Annotated in this window: 10 protein-coding genes; all 10 read right to left on the bottom strand. The window is 62.4% G+C overall.

The window, feature by feature from the left end; all coding sequences use genetic code 11:
- Positions 1 to 33: 33 nt before the first annotated feature.
- The 10 genes from KHO31_RS20630 to KHO31_RS20585 all read right to left on the bottom strand — a co-directional run bounded on the left by KHO31_RS20630 (position 34) and on the right by KHO31_RS20585 (position 11,372).
- Entirely contained in the window at positions 34 to 690 is a 657-nt protein-coding gene (locus KHO31_RS20630) for a DUF502 domain-containing protein (RefSeq protein ID WP_074285450.1), read from the bottom strand.
- A gap of 75 nt (positions 691 to 765) precedes the next feature.
- On the bottom strand, positions 766 to 1,170 hold the full coding sequence (locus KHO31_RS20625; protein WP_201082852.1) for an FmdB family zinc ribbon protein: 405 nt from the start codon (positions 1,168 to 1,170) through the stop codon (positions 766 to 768).
- A 178-nt stretch (positions 1,171 to 1,348) separates the two neighbouring features.
- Positions 1,349 to 1,972: a methyltransferase domain-containing protein gene (locus KHO31_RS20620; RefSeq protein WP_201082850.1), complete on the bottom strand. Its 624-nt coding sequence runs from the start codon at positions 1,970 to 1,972 to the stop codon at positions 1,349 to 1,351.
- Positions 1,973 to 1,995: 23 nt separating this feature from the next.
- Complete coding sequence (ubiB, locus tag KHO31_RS20615) at positions 1,996 to 3,573, bottom strand: ubiquinone biosynthesis regulatory protein kinase UbiB (RefSeq protein WP_201082848.1); 1,578 nt, start codon at positions 3,571 to 3,573, stop codon at positions 1,996 to 1,998.
- A gap of 15 nt (positions 3,574 to 3,588) precedes the next feature.
- Positions 3,589 to 4,233, bottom strand: coding sequence for a ubiquinone biosynthesis accessory factor UbiJ (locus KHO31_RS20610; protein WP_201082837.1), 645 nt, complete (start codon positions 4,231 to 4,233; stop codon positions 3,589 to 3,591).
- Positions 4,234 to 4,386: 153 nt separating this feature from the next.
- Positions 4,387 to 5,379, bottom strand: a complete 993-nt coding sequence (locus KHO31_RS20605; RefSeq protein ID WP_201141721.1) for a Tim44 domain-containing protein — start codon at positions 5,377 to 5,379, stop codon at positions 4,387 to 4,389.
- Between the two features lie 38 nt (positions 5,380 to 5,417).
- Positions 5,418 to 6,149, bottom strand: coding sequence for a bifunctional demethylmenaquinone methyltransferase/2-methoxy-6-polyprenyl-1,4-benzoquinol methylase UbiE (gene ubiE, locus KHO31_RS20600; RefSeq protein ID WP_153137354.1), 732 nt, complete (start codon positions 6,147 to 6,149; stop codon positions 5,418 to 5,420).
- Between the two features lie 67 nt (positions 6,150 to 6,216).
- The gene (locus tag KHO31_RS20595; RefSeq protein WP_211624057.1) at positions 6,217 to 6,630 is read right to left on the bottom strand and encodes a gamma-butyrobetaine hydroxylase-like domain-containing protein; all 414 of its coding nucleotides are present in this window, start codon (positions 6,628 to 6,630) and stop codon (positions 6,217 to 6,219) included.
- A gap of 184 nt (positions 6,631 to 6,814) precedes the next feature.
- Complete coding sequence (locus tag KHO31_RS20590) at positions 6,815 to 7,243, bottom strand: HIT family protein (protein ID WP_201082826.1); 429 nt, start codon at positions 7,241 to 7,243, stop codon at positions 6,815 to 6,817.
- 34 nt (positions 7,244 to 7,277) lie between these two features.
- Positions 7,278 to 11,372 (bottom strand): DUF3683 domain-containing protein, encoded by a 4,095-nt coding sequence (locus tag KHO31_RS20585; protein WP_211624054.1) that lies wholly within the window; start codon positions 11,370 to 11,372, stop codon positions 7,278 to 7,280.
- Positions 11,373 to 11,992: the final 620 nt, after the last annotated feature.

Genomic DNA, 11,992 nt, shown 5'->3' with positions numbered 1-11,992 from the left:
CGGCGCGCAGCAATCAAACTCTGCGCACCGGCATTACAGCGGAGGCTCGACTGTCGTGCGGCGCACCACCGGCGCCGGCGGCGCGGACGGCGCCACGACGCCCATCGAGACGATGTACTTGAGCGCAGCGTCGACCGTCATGTCGAGTTCGATCACTTCGCTCTTGGGCACCATCAGGAAGAAGCCGGACGTTGGGTTCGGCGTAGTCGGCACATACACGCTGACGTGATCTTCTTTCAGGTGGTTGACCACGTCGCCGCCCGGAATGCCGGTCAGAAACGCAATCGTATAGGAACCGCGGCGCGGGTACTCGATCAGGAGCGCCTTGCGAAACGCATTGCCGCTGCTCGACAACAAGGTGTCCGACACCTGTTTGACGCTGGTGTAGATCGGGCCGACCACCGGAATGTGAGCAACCACGACTTCCCACCACTTCACGAGCTTCTGCCCGATGAAGTTTTGCGTCAACAACCCGACGACAAAGATGAACGCCAGCGTCAGCACCGCGCCGAGGCCCGGCAAACGGAAACCGAGCGCGCGCTCCGGCTGCCATGAGGTCGGCAGCAGCAACAGCGTCTGGTCCATCGTGCCGATGATCAGGCCGAGCACCCACAGTGTGATAGCCAAAGGCACCAGCACCAGCAGGCCAGTCAGGAACACCGATTTGAGCGTCGTTTTTTTCGTCGTCATGTGTACCGCCAGAAAGCCGCGCGAGCCGATACCCGACGCGCGGCATGTGCGCCGCCCCTGAGGGCGGCAGTCCCACTAGGCGCCGCCAGAACCGCTCGAACTCGCCGATGCGGCTGGTGCGGCAGCGGGCGCGGCAGGCGTTGCGGCTGCGCCCGATGAAGCGGCGGCGGCTGTGCCGTTGGCCGAAGCCGTGTCGGATTTCGCTGCGCCGTCATTCCCGGCTGTAGCGTTTTCGCCCGAATTCGCATTCGAGGCGCCATTCGCGTCGGGCTTGGCCGGCGCGCCCGCGCCGCTGTTACCGCCGCGGAAATCGGTTACATACCAGCCGGAACCCTTCAACTGGAAACCTGCTGCAGTCACCTGCTTGCGAAAGGTGTCTTTCCCGCACTCGGGACACTGCGTCAACTGGGGGTCGCTCATCTTCTGAAGCACGTCCTTCCCGAAGCCGCATGACTCGCAACGATAAGCGTAGATCGGCATGAACTTTTCCCTACTGAAATCTTGTAAACGCTTGCAAAGCCTTGAATTATAGCCGCAAACGACACCCCTCCCCCGGAATTTGGGGACAAGCGCCATGCGCAACCGCCGTCCGATTAGATGGGGGCGGCCGCGATTGAATCAAGTACGGTCCGAGCCAGCGTCACGCGCGACGGCGCCTTCAGGCGCGGCGGCGCCAGGTCATCCAGCGCTCGCGTCCGGCAAAGACGGCGATCGAATCGTGCACGGCTTCGTCTTCGATCAGATCGAAGTTCGGTGTAAGCAACGCTTCGAGTTCGGCGCGCTCGATACCGAACGGCGGCCCTTTCGGCGTCGCGCCGAGGAAAAAGAAGCCCGCCAGCAACGCACCGTCGGGCAACAATTCGGCCATCTGTCGCGCGTAGTCTGCGCGGCGCTCCAACGGCAGCGCACACAGGAACGCACGTTCGTAGACCCATGCCGGCGCGAACGGCGGCTCGTAAGCGAAAAAATCAGCCTGCTCGACCAGCTGCGCATGCTGCGCGCCCAACTGTTCGCGTGCCGCGGCGACGGCGGCCGGCGAAAAATCGATCGCCCGGACTGGATTACCTTGCTGCGCCAGCCATAGTGCTTCGTAGGCACTGCCGCAACCCGGAATCAATACCGCAGCGTCGCGATGCCTTTCGGCAAATGACTGGAACGCCGCCGGCACGCCCGCCTGATCCCACGGAGTGAAATGGCGTTCGAAGCGCTCGTCCCAGAACTCAGGCGAGTTGGGATCGCGGGTCGCGAAATCGGGCGCGGAAGGCGGGTTCGGGTCGCTCATGGGATACCTCGCATGGATCTGGATCAACCGCCGTTAGCGAACGCCAGAAACGCCCGCGCCAGCACAGCGCCGACACCGACTGCCACGCCGAACAGCAGCAATCCTTGCAACAACCGGTTGGTGCGCTTCTGTTCGAGCAGAATCTGGTGAATCATGTCGTCATTTGCGCCGCGCGTATTGTCGTGGCGCGCGGCCAGCACGTGGTGAATCAGGCGCGGCAACTGCGGTAGCGTCTTGCTCCACTGCGGCGCCTCGATCTTCAGCCGCTCGTACCACCCGCGCAGACCGATCTGCTCGTTCATCCAGCGTTCGAGATAGGGCTTGGCCGTCTTCCACAGATCCAGTTCAGGATCGAGCGAGCGGCCCAGCCCTTCCACGTTCAGCATGGTTTTTTGCAGCAGCACCAGTTGCGGCTGAATTTCCACGTTGAAGCGGCGCGAGGTCGAGAACAGGCGCATCAGCACCTGGCCGAGCGATATATCCTTCAACGCGCGGTCGAAATAGGGTTCGCAAACCGCGCGGATCGCGCTTTCCAGTTCTTCGACCCGAGTCGTAGGCGGCACCCAGCCGGACTCCAGATGCAGCGTGGCGACGCGGTGATAGTCGCGCTTGAAAAAAGCGAGAAAGTTCTGGGCGAGGTAGTTCTTATCGAAGTCCGACAGCGCACCGATGATGCCGAAGTCGAGCGCGATATAACGGCCAAAGTGCGCCGGATCGAGGCTCACCTGGATGTTGCCCGGGTGCATGTCGGCGTGAAAAAAGCCATCGCGGAACACCTGGGTGAAGAAAATCTCGACGCCTTCGCGCGCCAGCTTCGGAATGTCGACACCCGCCGCGCGCAGCGTCTCCACCTGGCTGATCGGCACGCCGACCATGCGCTCCATCACCAGCACCGTGGGCGTGCAGAATTCCCAGTACATTTCCGGCACGAGCAGCAGATCGAGCCCGGCGAAGTTGCGGCGCAACTGGCTGCCGTTCGCCGCTTCGCGCATCAGATCGAGTTCGTCGTGCAGATACTTGTCGAATTCGGCAACCACCTCGCGCGGCTTGAGGCGCTTGCCGTCTGCCCACAGGCGCTCAGCCCACACGGCGATGTCGCGCAGCAATGCCAGGTCAGAGTCGATCACCGGCAACATGTTCGGTCGCAACACCTTTACGGCGACCGCCTTGCCCGCGTGCTGCCCTGCTTTCACCTTCGCAAAGTGAACCTGCGCAATCGACGCACTCGCCACCGGCACCCGCTCGAAATCGTCGAACAGCACGTCGACCGGGGCGCCAAGCGACTTCTCGACCAATCCGATCGCCACCGCCGAGTCGAACGGCGGCACCTGATCCTGCAGCTTCGCCAGTTCGTTCGCGATATCGACCGGCAGCAAATCGCGCCGCGTGGATAGCACCTGCCCGAACTTGACGAAGATCGGCCCGAGGCTTTCGAGTGCGAGCCGCAAGCGCACGCCCGGCGGCGCGTCGAACTTGCGGCCGATCGTGGTGATACGCAACAGCAGACGCACACGCCGGTCGTTGACACGGCTGAGCATCATCTCATCGAGACCGAAGCGGATGACCGTAAAGAAAATCTTGAGGAAACGCAGAAAACGCATAGTTGTGCCCGATGACTAGCGCGTGCCGCGCAACGTAGCGGCGCCGCCCGGCGCATTGGCGCCGTGGGCTTCGACCTTCTGTTCAAGACGCTCGATGCGCTTTTCCACGCGCGCCAAAGCATCGCGGGCGCGGGCCAGTTCGACGTTGAAGTCCTCCAGCGCGGCACGCCGCACCAGTTGCGGATTTTCGTCGAGCAGATATTCGGCAGCCGTGTCGAGCAGATTGCGGCCGGTGCGCCGCGCGTGTTCGCCGACCGTGCGCACGACCGACGCCACCCGCCACGCCGGACCGTCGCCGATCAGCTTCGCCAGATCCTCTTCCGGCTCCCAGCGCAGATGCTCGGCGAGCCTGGCGATCACGGTCGCAAACTCTGCGTCGCCTTCGATCTTGACGTGCTTCATCACGGCGGCCTGGCCGCCTTGAACAAAGGCCGGCAACGCATCGGACGGCACCGAGATGGTCACATCGAATTGTTGCGCATCGATTTCGTCGACCGCGCCCAGATAGCCGTCCGGCTGCACCAGCAGCATCAGCACGACTGGCGGACAGGACAGTCTGGCGGTCTTGCCCGCGTACGGGGCGAGGCGCTCTCGAGCCCACGATTCGCGGGCGAGCAGGTGATTGACGGCAGCAGCGAAGGGCTTGGCGGCGAGGGTCATTGAAAGTGGCAAGAAAAAACCCGCGCAGGCGAGGTGCCCGCGCGGGTTCCTATTGTAACGTCCGTTCGCTTCGCGGCCTGCTATGCCGAACGGCCGATGCTTTGTGCGAAGTCAGGGCGAGCAGTGCTGTCTCGGCTCTGTCTCGCTGGTGCTTCAGTGCTGCGCCACCTGCTGAATGCCGGCCAGCAGCCAGCCTTCGCCAGGCCGGTTCGATTTCGTCAGGTTCCAGACCTCGACGAACGGCTCAGCCGCCGCACCTGCCGATTCGCGGATCAGGCCGGAGAAGCGCACGCTGGCGAAGTATTCGGTCGCGCGTTCTTCAACGCCCAGCAATTCTGCGTTCAGCTGCACCACGTCCGTCTGATTGGACTCGGCACCGCGCGACGACAGATCGACCCTCACTTCAGCGAACATTTCCGGCGTGGTGAATTCGCGGATGTCTTCCACGTTGCCGACGTCCCACGCGGCTTGCAGGCGCACGAAGTACACCTTGGCGTTGCGCACGAATGCTTCCGAATCGAAACCGGCCGGCACGACCGGGGCCGTGTTGATGGACGGTGTGCTCAGCGGGTTGCCTTGCGGTTCGAGGTACGAGCCGGTGGGCGGAGCGGTGTAACGCGGTTCCTGCGAGTAACCGGTACCGCCTGCGTTCAGCGATGGCGAGCTGCCGGCGTACGCCGGTTGCGCCGTATTGCGCTTGCGGCCCATGAAGCGGCGGATCAGCCAAATGCCGATCATCGCGATGACCGCGATCACGATGATATTAGCCATGGCGCCGGCGAACGCGCCGCCTAGGCCAAAGTGCGACAACAACGCGGCAATACCCAGACCGGCCGCGAGACCGGCGATCGGCCCGAGCCAGCGCGAGCGGTTAGGCGCGGCGGCAGGAGTCGGCGCGGGCGCCGGAGCCGGCTGTGCGCGCTGCTGCGTGGCCTGATTGCTTGGGGATGGTTGCGACGGGGTCGACTGTTGCTGAACCGTGTTCGACTGACGGCCAATGCTACGGCCGCCGCCCATGCGGCGGGCTTCCGCATCGAGCGAGGCGAGAGAGCCGGCCATGATCAGACCGACCATCGCGATCAGTCCGATTCTTCTCACCAACGACCGCCAAACCTTACGGGGAGATAACACGCCTGAATCGGACATTTTCGTACTTTCCTTTAAAAAACGATGGGTTAGGAACCCTAGTATTTGGTCCCCACATGTAAAGCTACCACGCCAGCTGACAAATTGTAATATTTGACGCCGTCCAGGCCCGCTTGTTCCATCATTGTTTTTAAAGTTTCCTGATCCGGATGCATCCGGATCGATTCCGCCAGGTAGCGGTAGCTTTCGGCGTCCTTCGCAAAGCGGTCGCCAAGCCACGGCAACACCTTGAACGAATAGACGTCATAGACCTTTTTAAGCGGATCCCACACCTTCGAAAACTCCAGCACCAGCAGACGGCCTGCCGGCTTCAACACGCGACGCATCTCGGCCAGCGCCACATCCTTGTGCGTCATGTTGCGCAAGCCGAATGCTACGGTCACCACGTCGAAGTAATTGTCCGGAAAGGGGATCTTTTCAGCGTCGCAGAGCAGCGCCGGCGTGATCACCCCCTTGTCCAGCAGGCGGTCGCGGCCCACGCGCAGCATCGATTCGTTGATGTCGGTGTGCCAGACTTCGCCGGTTTCGCCCGCCTGTTTGGCGAACGCCTTCGACAGATCGCCCGTGCCGCCCGCGATGTCGAGCACCTTGAAGCCCGGCCGGACGTTGGCCTGGGCGATCGTGAACATCTTCCACGCCCGGTGCAACCCGCCCGACATCAGGTCGTTCATCAAGTCGTAGTTGGAGGCGACCGAGTGGAACACGCCCGCCACCTTCTGCGCTTTTTCCTGTTCGTCGACCGATTGAAAGCCGAAGTGGGTTTTGCTCATCGCGCTCGTCCTTTCGCGTATTCTGAAATGTTGCGCCGCATCAGTGCGGCGGTCAGGGCGAATCGTATCAGTGACAGTGCCCGTGTGCAGCACCGGCTGGCGCCATCGGTGCATCGCGGTCGACGCCGGCCGCCTGAAGTTTGGCGAGATAATCGCGCCAGAGTTCATCCTGACGGACGGCCATGTCGTGCAGCAGGTCCCAGGAATAGATGCCGGTGGCGTGTCCGTCGGAGAAAGTCGGCTGCAGCGCGTAGTTGCCGACGCCTTCGATCATCGTGATCGTGACGTCGCGCTTACCGGTTTGCAAAGTTTCCTGGCCGGGCCCGTGGCCCATCACTTCTGCTGACGGCGAATACACGCGCAGCAGTTCGAACGGCAGGCGATACGTTTCGCCGTTTGCGTATTGCAATTCGAGTACGCGCGATTTGGAATGCACGACCACGCCGGTCGGCACCGGGGTATCGGGAGTCAGTCCACTCATGTTGACCTCATTAAGTGAGCGCCGGGCCTAAGAAAACGCCGGGCAGTCCCAAGTTTTCTTTTCCCCCCTCGGGGGGCCTGGCGCGAAGCGACAGGTCTGGGGGCATTCATCGTAACGCCGGGTAGCCCCAAGTTTTCTTTCCCCCCTCGGAAGACCTGGCGCAAAGCGACAGGTCTGGGGACGCTCAACCAAGAGCTTGTTCGATTTCTTGCCGCACCGCTTCGCGCAGCAGGGTAGCTTGCGCGCGGCGCGACGACAGCATGGCTTCGGACACCGTGCGTTGGCGCGGCGCCCAGATTGGCAGTGGAAAATGAGCGTCGTTCGAAAAACGCGGAATCACATGCCAATGCACGTGCGGCACCTGGTTGCCAAGGCTGGCCAGGTTGACTTTCACCGGCTGAAGAATGCGCCGGATCGCGCGCTCGACCGCATACACGGCCTGCATCACGCGATCGCGGTCGGCTTCGGCGAGATCGGAAAACTCAGCGACATGCTTGCCCCAGATCACCCGGCAAAAGCCCGGGTAATCGTGTTCGTCGGCGAGGACGACACGCAAGGTGTCGTCCTGCCACAGCACATCGCCGCCATCTTCACGGCAAAAAACGCATTCCATCGTCGTCCTCAGGCAAAAATCGTCAGTCGTGCCATTAAACCAGCACGCGCTCGATTCCGCCATTGTTCGCCCGCTGGACGTAGTCCGCCATCCAGTCTTCACCCAGCACGTGACGCGCCATCTCGACGACGATGTAGTCCGCTTCAGTGCCCGCGTCTTCGTTGTAGCGCGACAGGCCTTGCAGGCAGGACGGGCAACTCGTCAGGATCTTCACTTCGGTGGCGCCATTCGGTTGCGGCCCGTCACCCGCCTTGAGCACGGAGCCGTTCGGCGCACCCGCCGCGCCGGCCGACGCATTGGCCGTATTAATCGCGTTCGCTCCAGCTTCGCCAACTAACGGAATGCCACGCAGCTTCGCCGCGCCCTTGCGCATTTCCTCTTCCTTGCGGAAACGGACTTGCGTCGAAATGTCCGGGCGCGTCACCGCGAGTGTGCCGGATTCGCCACAGCAGCGATCGTTCTTCTCGATCTTGTAGCCGTCGTTCTCCGCCCCCATCAGCTGGTTGACGAGCTTGACCGGGTCCATCGTCTTGATCGGCGAGTGGCACGGATCGTGATACATGTAGCGCACGCCGCTCACGCCTTCGAGCTTGATCCCTTTCTCCAGCAGAAACTCGTGGATGTCGATGATCCGGCAGCCCGGGAAGATCTTCTCGAATTCGTAGCCGGCGAGCTGGTCGTAACACGTACCGCACGACACCACCACCGTCTTGATGTCGAGATAGTTCAGCGTGTTCGCGACGCGGTGGAACAGCACACGGTTGTCCGTGACGATCTGCTCGGCCTTGTCGAACTGGCCCGAGCCGCGCTGCGGATAGCCACAGCACAGATAGCCCGGCGGCAGCACGGTTTGCACGCCCGCTTCCCACAGCATGGCTTGCGTCGCCAGGCCGACCTGCGAGAACAGCCGTTCGGAGCCGCAGCCGGGGAAGTAGAACACCGCTTCCGTATCGGCAGTGGTCGTCTTCGGATTGCGGATGATCGGGACGATCTTGTTGTCCTCGATATCCAGCAACGCGCGAGCGGTTTTCTTCGGCAGATTGCCCGGCATCTTCTTGTTCATGAAGTGGATCACCTGCTGCGTGACCGGCGGCTTGCCGACGGTTGCCGGCGGGTGCGCCGTCTGCTTCTTCGTGAACTTCTTCAGCACGTCGTTGCCGAAGCGCTGCGCCTTGTAGCCAATGCCCATCATCGCGGTGCGCGCGAGATTGATGGTCTGCGGATTGGTAGCGTTCAGGAAGAACATGCCGGCTGCGTTGCCCGGATTGAACTTCTTCTTGCCCATCTTGCGCAGCAGGTTGCGCATGTTCATCGTCACATCGCCGAAGTCGATCTTCACCGGACACGGCGTCACGCACTTGTGACAGACGGTGCAGTGATCGGCGACATCGTTGAACTCGTCCCAGTGCTTGATCGACACGCCGCGGCGGGTCTGCTCCTCGTACAGGAACGCCTCGACCAGCAAGGAGGTGGCGAGAATCTTGTTGCGCGGGCTGTACAGCAGGTTCGCACGCGGCACGTGGGTCGCACACACCGGCTTGCACTTGCCGCAACGCAAACAGTCTTTGATCGACTCGGAAATCGCGCCGATATCGGACTGCTGCATGATCAGCGATTCGTAACCCATCAGGCCGAAGCTCGGCGTGTACGCGTTACGCAGATCGGCGCCTTCGAGCAGCTTGCCCGCGTTGAAGCGGCCATGCGGATCGACGCGTTGCTTGTACGCGCGGAATTCACCGATCTCGTCGTCGGTCAGGAACTCGAGCTTCGTAATGCCGATGCCGTGCTCGCCGGAAATCACGCCGTCGAGCGAACGCGCCAGCTTCATGATGCGCGCGACCGCCGTATGGGCGTCTTGCAGCATCTCGTAGTTGTCGGAGTTGACCGGCAGGTTCGTGTGAACATTACCGTCGCCCGCGTGCATATGCAGCGCGACGAACACACGCCCACGCAATACCTTCTTGTGGATCGCCTGGGCTTCCTCCAGGATCGGCTTGAATTCGCCGCCATTGAAGATCTGACGCAGTTCGGCGCGGATCTCCGCCTTCCACGACACGCGCACCGTACGGTCTTGCGTGATATGGAACACGGTCGCATCCGGCTGCGCGTCGACGCGATCGGCGAACTTCTCCGCCAGCCCCTCGTAGCCAAGGCCGACCAGATAATGCTGCGCCTCGCGCAAGGACAGATCGAGCTTGTCGCGCAGGAACTCCCAGCGCGCACGCACTTTCTTCAGCAGATCAAGCGCCTGTTGCACGCGATCTTCGAGCAACTCCGCGCTCGGGATTTCGTTGGCGTCGTCGCTCTTGCCGAGCGGCAGCTTGCCGCCCTTGAAGAACGCTTCCAGCGCGTCGACCAGTTGCAGCTTGTTCTTGATCGACAGCTCGATGTTGATGCGTTCGATGCCGTCGGTGTACTCGCCCATGCGGTCGAGCGGGATCACCACGTCTTCGTTGATCTTGAACGCGTTGGTATGCTTGGCAATCGCCGCGGTACGGCTGCGGTCGAGCCAGAAACGCTTGCGCGCTTCCGCGTTGACCGCGACAAAGCCTTCGCCGCTCTTGCCGTTAGCCATGCGCACGACTTCCGAGGTGGCTTGCGCCACCGCATCCGCATCGTCGCCGACGATGTCGCCAATCAGCACCATCTTCGGAAACGCGTTGCGCTTGCTCTTGGTCGCATAACCGACCGCGCGCAGATAGCGCTCGTCCAGATGCTCGAGACCGGCGAGAATCGCGCCGCCCTGCTTCGACGTTTCGAACAGATAATCTTTGATCTCGACGATGCTCGGAATCGCTTCACGGGCCTGGCCGAAGAATTCGAGGCAAACCGTACGCGTATGGGCGGGCATCTTGTGCAGCACCCAGCGCGCCGACGTGATCAGGCCATCGCAACCTTCCTTCTGCACACCCGGCAAGCCGGCCAGGAATTTGTCGGTCACGTCCTTGCCAAGACCTTCCTTACGGAACACGCGGCCCTTGATATCGAGCGCTTCCGTGCGCAGCAGCTTTTCGCCCGGCGCGTAGCTACCGTCGAACCACTTCAGTTCGAAACGCGCGACTTCGATGTCGTGAATCTTGCCGAGGTTGTGGTCCAGACGCGTGACTTCGAGCCAGTTCCCTTCCGGGTCGACCATGCGCCACCAGGCGAGGTTGTCGAGCGCCGTGCCCCACAACACCGCTTTCTTGCCGCCCGCGTTCATCGCGACGTTGCCGCCGACGCAGGAAGCATCCAGCGAGGTCGGATCGACCGCGAACACGAAGCCGGCTTGTTCGGCCGCTTCGGTCACGCGGCGAGTAACCACGCCCGCGCCGGAGAAAATCGTCGCGACTTTACGGTCGACGCCCGGCAGTTCGGTCATCTCGACCGCGCCAAGCTGTTCAAGCTTTTCCGTGTTGATGACAGCCGAGAACGGCGTAAGCGGCACCGCGCCGCCTGTGTAGCCCGTGCCGCCGCCGCGCGGGATCACCGTCAGACCGAGTTCGAAACACGCCTTGATCATGCCGGCGATCTCGGCTTCGGTATCCGGCGTCAACACGACGAACGGGTACTCGACGCGCCAGTCGGTTGCGTCGGTCACGTGCGAGACGCGGGACAAGCCGTCGAACTTGATGTTGTCTTTTTCCGTGACCTTACCCAGCACCTTGTTCGCGCGACGGCGCAGATCGAAGGTTTTCTGGAATTCGCTCTCGAAATCATCGACGGCGCGGCGCGCAGCCGCCACCAGCGTTTCAACACGAGCGGCCCGATCGACACCCGCTTCATCGCCGTGCTCAACCAGATCGGCGCGACGGCGCTTCTCGATCTCGGTCAGACGGTGATGCAACGCCTCGATCAGCAGCGCGCGGCGCTTCGGATTGTCGAGCAGGTCGTCTTGCAGGTAAGGATTGCGGCGCACGACCCAGATGTCGCCGAGCACTTCGTACAGCATCCGCGCCGAGCGGCCGGTGCGGCGTTCCGCGCGCAGTTCGGCCAAAGCCGCCCAGGCTTCGTCGCCTAGCAGGCGGATGACGATTTCGCGGTCGGAAAACGACGTGTAGTTATAGGGAATTTCGCGCAAACGCGCTTCGGGATCGGCGGCCACCGCAATGGCGGCCCCGTGCGGATCGAAAACTTGAGGTGCGTTCATGTTCGGACGACTCGGTGGGTCAACCGGGCGCGCTCATTGGTGAGGCGTCGGCGGACGGTGCGCGTGGGCGCAATGCTGGAAATCTTCTTGGGGAGCGAAGCGCAACCGACGGCCTACCCACATCAGTCGCTTCACGGCGCTCAGAGACAGCTACACGATCGTGCCTGACGGACGTGACGCTCCGCCGCGGGGCAAGACTCACGCGGGACGGGCATCAAATGGGCGATCCGAGGCTGCCAGTGCATCTTCCGATCCTTATTCCAAAATGGAATTCTACCCCATGATCCAGCCACGCGTTGACGCCTGAAATCGGAGCTGTGGCGGGACTTTGAGCGTTTTTGCGCAGAACGGCGCCTGCAGGCGCACGCGAACAATTCTCCAACCGAACGGTCGGGTGGGCCTTGGCGGACGGCTCCCGCCGATACGCTGAAGGCCAGAGCGCGCACCGTTGGCGCTATCATTGACCCTTTCCTGTCTCGCAAAGCGCACCGCGCCACCCGCATGGCTTCCCACGACTACCTGAAGAAAACCCTGACCGCGCGCGTCTACGACGTGGCCCGCGAGACCGAACTCGAACGCGCGCCGAATCTGTCGGCACGCCTTTCCAATCCGGTTTATCT

The organism is Paraburkholderia domus, from assembly GCF_905220705.1.
Classification (GTDB): Bacteria; Pseudomonadota; Gammaproteobacteria; order Burkholderiales; family Burkholderiaceae; genus Paraburkholderia; species Paraburkholderia domus.
This window is presented reverse-complemented; position numbering and strand designations above follow the sequence as displayed.

Coding starts and splice junctions, on each gene's coding strand:
- KHO31_RS20630 (WP_074285450.1), bottom strand. CDS start 690: ATGACGACGAAAAAAACGACGCTCAAATCGGTGTTCCTGACTGGCCTG.
- KHO31_RS20625 (WP_201082852.1), bottom strand. CDS start 1,170: ATGCCGATCTACGCTTATCGTTGCGAGTCATGCGGCTTCGGGAAGGAC.
- KHO31_RS20620 (WP_201082850.1), bottom strand. CDS start 1,972: ATGAGCGACCCGAACCCGCCTTCCGCGCCCGATTTCGCGACCCGCGAT.
- ubiB (WP_201082848.1), bottom strand. CDS start 3,573: ATGCGTTTTCTGCGTTTCCTCAAGATTTTCTTTACGGTCATCCGCTTC.
- KHO31_RS20610 (WP_201082837.1), bottom strand. CDS start 4,233: ATGACCCTCGCCGCCAAGCCCTTCGCTGCTGCCGTCAATCACCTGCTC.
- KHO31_RS20605 (WP_201141721.1), bottom strand. CDS start 5,379: ATGTCCGATTCAGGCGTGTTATCTCCCCGTAAGGTTTGGCGGTCGTTG.
- ubiE (WP_153137354.1), bottom strand. CDS start 6,149: ATGAGCAAAACCCACTTCGGCTTTCAATCGGTCGACGAACAGGAAAAA.
- KHO31_RS20595 (WP_211624057.1), bottom strand. CDS start 6,630: ATGAGTGGACTGACTCCCGATACCCCGGTGCCGACCGGCGTGGTCGTG.
- KHO31_RS20590 (WP_201082826.1), bottom strand. CDS start 7,243: ATGGAATGCGTTTTTTGCCGTGAAGATGGCGGCGATGTGCTGTGGCAG.
- KHO31_RS20585 (WP_211624054.1), bottom strand. CDS start 11,372: ATGAACGCACCTCAAGTTTTCGATCCGCACGGGGCCGCCATTGCGGTG.